The organism is Nocardiopsis sp. RV163 (assembly GCF_001029525.1).
Lineage (GTDB): Bacteria > Actinomycetota > Actinomycetes > Streptosporangiales > Streptosporangiaceae > Nocardiopsis > Nocardiopsis dassonvillei.
On record NZ_LEKI01000286.1, the window covers coordinates 1 to 3,455 of the forward strand.

At 73.1% G+C, this 3,455-nt stretch carries 2 protein-coding genes and 1 pseudogene; all 3 read left to right on the forward strand.

The features are described from left to right. Positions 1–486, forward strand: a pseudogene (locus tag ABD54_RS26030) (hypothetical protein); the annotation flags it as partial. Between the two features lie 275 nt (positions 487–761). Next, complete coding sequence (locus tag ABD54_RS26035) at positions 762–2,990, forward strand: anthranilate synthase component I (RefSeq protein ID WP_047872193.1); 2,229 nt, start codon at positions 762–764, stop codon at positions 2,988–2,990. Between the two features lie 197 nt (positions 2,991–3,187). Beyond that, complete coding sequence (locus tag ABD54_RS28690; RefSeq protein ID WP_047872194.1) at positions 3,188–3,328, forward strand: GPGG-motif small membrane protein; 141 nt, start codon at positions 3,188–3,190, stop codon at positions 3,326–3,328. Positions 3,329–3,455 lie beyond the last annotated feature (127 nt).

Below are 3,455 nucleotides of genomic sequence, written 5' to 3' on the forward strand. Positions count from 1 at the left end.
CCCCTCGACTACGCGACCGAGACCGAACCCGCCCCGGAGCACTTCCCCGACGGCGAGGTCCCCGAGGACAACTGGCCCACCCAGTACGTCGACCTCCCCCTGGCCCGGCTGGAGCGCTGGCACTCCCGGCACGGACCCGAGGGCGCCCGCGTGGACATCCTCGACGCCCGCGCCGCCGTCCGTGCCGAACGCTCCGAACTCCAACGGGTCCGCGAGGAGCGCGACCGCTACCACGCGGAGGTCCAGGACCTGCGCCGCGAGGTGGCCCGCCTGGACCGGCCCTGGCTGGACCGGGCGGACGAGGAGGAGGACGCCCCGGAGGCGCCACGCCCCCGCCGCTGGCCCTCCCGCGCCCTGGCCCTGATCCTCCCGGCGGCCTTCCTGGCCACCGGGCTGGAGGCGGGAGCCCGCTTCGGCCTGGGCGCCCTGGACCTGTTCGGGCTGCTGGGCGCCGCGATCACCGGCGCCTCCTGGTGGCCCCTCTGACCAACGGGCCGACGACACCGTGCCCCGGGCCCGTGCGCCGCCCGCTTCGCGACCCGACCGGAAAACCTCCGCGTCGGCCTCCCCAGCACACACCGCACCCGCTACACTCGTGCCCATGCGACAGACAACCACCCAGGCTCAGTGGTGGCGCCGCCCCTAGGCGGTGCTCCGAGTTCGCATACCCATGCAGCGACCGCCCCGGACCGGCGGTCGTTTCGTGTTCCACGGCCCCGGACGGTGCGGCCCATCCGACCGCGCAGCCAAAAGGACCGGCCGTGAACCCCAGCGACGCACAGACCAGCACGTACCTCACCGAGGGCGGCGTCACCGTCCACCGCAGCGCCGCCGCCTGCGACCCTGAGACCCTCACCGAGCTCGTCCGCTCGGTCGAGCTGCGCCGAGGCGGAGTCCTCTCCTCCGGCATGGAGTACCCGGGTCGGTACGACCGCTGGCACCTGGGCTACGTCGACCCGTGCCTGGAGATCACCACGCGCGGGCGCCGCGTCACCGCCACCGCCCTCAACGCCCGCGGCCGCGTCCTGCTGCCCGTCCTGGCCGGAGCCCTGTACTCCGTCGGCCTGCCCGACCCCGACAGCACCCTTGCCGACCTCCGGCACGGCGGCGTCGCCGTCGTCGTCCCCGAACCCGACCCGGCGGAGTTCTTCACCGAGGAGGAGCGCAGCCGCCGCCCCGGCGTCTTCACCGCGCTGCGCGCCGTCATGGCCGCGCTGCGCAGCCCCGAGGACGCCAACCTCGGCCTGTACGGCGCCTTCGGCTACGACCTGGCCTTCCAGTTCGAGCCCATCGAGCAGCACATCGACCGCGACCCCGGTGACCGCGACCTGGTCCTGCACCTGCCCGACGCCGTCATCGTCCGCGACCGCAAGCGCGAGACCTGCGTGCGCTACACCTACGACTTCACCGTCCCCGCCGACGGCGACCGCGCCGAGGCCACCACGCGCGGCCTGCCGCGCGAGACCGAACCCACCCCGCCCGTGGTCGCCGCCGAGGTGCCCGAGGGCCCCGAACCCGGCTCCTACGCCCGCGTCGTGGCCGAGGCCAAGGAGAGGTTCCGGCGCGGCGACCTGTTCGAGGTCGTCCCCGGGCACCGCACCTACGCCCGCTGCTCCTCGCCGGCCCGCTTCTACGAGCTGCTGCGCGAGCGCAACCCCGCCCCCTACGAGTTCTTCTTCAACCTCGGTGAGGGCGAGTACCTGGTCGGCGCCTCCCCGGAGATGTTCGTCCGCGTCACCGGCGAGCCCGGTACCGGCCAGCGCGTGGAGACCTGCCCCATCTCGGGCACCATCCGCCGCGGCGAGGACGCCCTGGGCGACGCCGAGAACATCCAGGAGCTGCTCTCCTCGGTCAAGGAGAAGTCCGAGCTCACCATGTGCACGGACGTGGACCGCAACGACAAGTCGCGCGTGTGCGAGCCGGGCAGCGTCCGCGTGATCGGCCGCCGCCAGATCGAGATGTACTCGCGCCTGATCCACACCGTGGACCACATCGAGGGCACCCTGCGCAGCGACTTCGACGCCCTGGACGCCTTCCTCACCCACATGTGGGCGGTCACCGTCACCGGCGCGCCCAAGACCTGGGCGATGAGGTTCATCGAGCAGCACGAGACCAGCCCCCGCCGCTGGTACGGCGGCGCCGTCGGCGTGCTCAACTTCGACGGCTCCATGAACACCGGTCTGACCCTGCGCACCGCGCACATCCGCGACGGCGTGGCCGCCGTGCGCGTGGGCGCCACCCTGCTCTACGACTCCGACCCCGAGGCCGAGGAGCGCGAGACCTTCCTCAAGGCGCGCGCACTGCTGGAGACCCTCGACCTGGGCGAGCGGGCAGACTCCCCGGCGCGGGCGGACGGCGAGACAGGGGCCGCGCCCGCCGCGCTCCCGGGGGAGGGCATGCGGGTGCTACTGGTCGACCACGAGGACTCCTTCGTCAACACCCTCGCCGACTACGTGCGCCGCCACGGGGCCGAGGTGACCACGGTCCGCTACGGGTTCGACCCGGCCCTGCTCGACCGGCTCGCCCCCGACCTGGTCGTGCTCTCGCCCGGACCCGGCCTGCCCGAGGACTTCGGGATGTCGGCGCTGCTGGACGCGCTCGCCGTCCGCGGCCTGCCGGTGTTCGGGGTGTGCCTGGGCCTCCAGGGGATGGTGGAGCACGCCGGGGGAGAACTGCGAACCCTGGACGAGCCGGTGCACGGCAAGCCGGGCCGAGTGCGGGTCCACGGCGGGCGGCTCCTCACCGGCCTGGGCGGGGCGGACGCCTTCCCGGCCGCCCGCTACCACTCCACCTACACCCTCCCCGAGCTGGTCAAGCACTTCGAGGTCACCGCCGTCCTGGAGGGCGGGGCGGACGAGGAACCCGTCGTCATGGCCGTGGAGGACCCGGCCGCGCGGTGGTACGCGGTCCAGTTCCACCCGGAGTCGATCCTCACCGCGACGGTCGGCGAGGGCATCGTGGCGCGGATCCTGCGCCTGGCCCGCGGCTGAGGGCCGCCGCGGACCCCGGGGGCGGACCCCCGGGGTCCGCGGACCCCCGCGCCGAGGGCGCGTGCGAAGGGTCGCGCGGTCGTTTCGAGGAGCGCGGAGACAACCGGTGCGCGGGCACTCGCCCGCGCCAAGACGCCTTTCCCGAATCACATCCAAACAAAAAGTTTGGTCGACCCGTTACGGGACAGTGGGTGTGTATGGGTATTCTGCTGACAATCCTCGGAGTCATTCTCATCGTCGCCGGTGTCCTCGGGGTGCTGCGCGGGCAGCTCCTCTGGGGCATCATCGCCATCGTCGTCGGGCTCTTCGTGGCTCCCGGCTACTTCTACGGCTTCTAGCGGGTTGCCCCTCCTCCCCACAGCAGGACGGCACGACCACGAAGAACGAAGCACGAACAGCAACGATCGCGGGCCGGGCGTCCGACCGGGGACACCCGGCGGGCGCCCGGCTGGTCGTGTACCAGGG